Consider the following 1,397-nt stretch of genomic DNA (forward strand, 5'->3'; position numbering starts at 1 on the left):
CCGTTGCGTTGACCATCACCCCCCAGGGGTAGGAATGCTTCTGGAAGCCGTCGCCCACATCCAGGTCGCCGAACTCCGGTGCGTTGTAGTCCCAGCCGACCGCGTGGCAGCCCGACCAGTTGCCATAGGTGGAGGCGCCGGCCGCCATCGCCATCTTGATCCCCTCGCCGGTGTTGAAGCGGGAGCCGCGCACCCGGGCCATCTCCCAACCGGGGCCAAGGTAGCGGGTGCGCATCTCCTGGCTGGCCTGAAAGCCGCCTGAGGCAATCACCACGGATTTCGCGTGAAGATCCTGAAGTTCTCCCCCGTGGCGGACCTTGACGCCGGTCACTGCGTAACCGTCGGTCAAGATCTCCACTGCCCGGGTTTCATAGCGGATCTCGACACCGGCCTCTTTGGCAATTCTGGTGTGTGCATCCACCAGGCCGGGGCCGCCGCCCCAGGCCTCAAGCGTCAGCCCGCCCCAGAACTTGAACCGCCCATCGACCTTGAACGCCTGCCGCCCGTAGATCGGCATGAAGCGGATGCCCTTGCCGCGCATCCAGTGCATGGTCTCGCGCGAGGTGGTTACCAGCCGTTCGCACAAGTTGGGATCGGTTCGGAAGCGGGTGACGCGAAACATGTCGTCAAAGAACTGCGCCTCGGTGTAAGTGCCAAAATCGGTGATGGCGATCTGTTCTTCACTCAGGTCCGGGCAAAGCGCGCGGATGTCCTCGACCCCGTCATAGGCAAAGCGGATGGCGCCTGCAGTATAGCGGGAGTTGCCACCGTTTTCCGCCTCTGGCGCGCATTCCAGCATCAGCACGCTTGCCCCCTTTTCCCGCGCGGCGTGGGCGGCGCAGAAGGCCGCATTGCCGGCGCCGATAATGATCGTGTCCCAGGTCGTCATGGTCTCAGTCCTTGTGCGGTGCCTTGAACAGATCCTTGCGCAGGGTCATCAGCGCACCCGGATCAATTTTGCCTTGAATGATGGTGGTCTCATTACTGGCCAGCGCAGCCTCCAGGGCCGGACCCATCTCGCCGGGCCCATCGACCCAGATGCCTCTGCCGCCGCAAAGCTCCGCAAACCTGTCATAGCGCGGCGAGGTGATTTCCGCGCCCAGCAGGCGGCCGCCATAGAATTCCTGCTGGTAGGCTTTCTCAGCCCCCCAGGCCTCATTATCCAGGACCACCACAATGATCGGCAGCCTGTGCTGAATGGCGGTCTGGATCTCGATCATCGTGTAGCCCACTGCGCCGTCACCCATCACCGCCACCACCGGGCGCTCCGGCGCGGCAGCCTTGGCGCCGATGGCCGCGGCCAGGCCAAAGCCGACCAGGCCGAAGTCCAGCGGCGTGATCAGGCTCATCGGCTCATAGTGGGCCAGCCGGTCGGCGGCCTGCAGGCAGGTGTTGCC

2 protein-coding genes are annotated in these 1,397 nt (G+C 64.4%); both read right to left on the reverse strand.

What is annotated here, in order from left to right:
• Window positions 1-889: FAD-dependent oxidoreductase (locus tag A2I95_RS38010; protein WP_291737594.1), on the reverse strand; the 889-nt coding region annotated here is incomplete at its 3' end.
• Between the two features lie 4 nt (window positions 890-893).
• On the reverse strand, window positions 894-1,397 hold a 504-nt coding region (locus tag A2I95_RS38015), incomplete at its 5' end, for a thiamine pyrophosphate-dependent enzyme (protein WP_291737595.1).

Source organism: Leisingera sp. F5, assembly GCF_001593695.1.